1 pseudogene is annotated in these 444 nt (G+C 70.3%); it reads right to left on the reverse strand.

The features are described 5' to 3' along the window. A pseudogene (locus tag RZR99_RS33645) lies at positions 1 to 444 on the reverse strand (integrase); the annotation flags it as partial.

A 444-nucleotide genomic window follows, 5' to 3' on the forward strand; every position in this document is an offset into this window, starting at 1 on the left:
GCGTGCCGAACGTGTGCCGAAACGCATGCGGCGAGGTGCGCGCCAGGTGCGCTCGCTCAACCTCCGACAGATCCGGTATCTTCTCCCGCAGCTGCGCGAGCACCCATTCAACCAGCCCGCGGGCCCCGCGCACTGAATACCCCCCCAGCTGCGCGTCCGTCTCCACGCGCGCGACCTTGTCTTGCGCACGCGGGGTCGCCGGCATCGTCAGCGGCGCGACCAACGGATGCGGCGCATGCGCCTCTCCGAAGTCCAGGTCGCGATCGCGCCAGTGCGCGGCCAGGGCGGCGACCGTCGCGTCGCTGACTGGCACGATCCGTTCTTTGCCGCCTTTCCCGATCACGCTCAGCTGCCAACTGGCCGGTAGCTCGCCGTCGGGCGGCAAGTGCAACAGCCGGCTGCGCGTCGCCGCCACCGCCTCGGCAATGCGCAAACCGCTATCTC

The sequence above is a fragment of the Burkholderia alba genome, from assembly GCF_034721475.1.
Lineage (GTDB): Bacteria > Pseudomonadota > Gammaproteobacteria > Burkholderiales > Burkholderiaceae > Burkholderia > Burkholderia alba.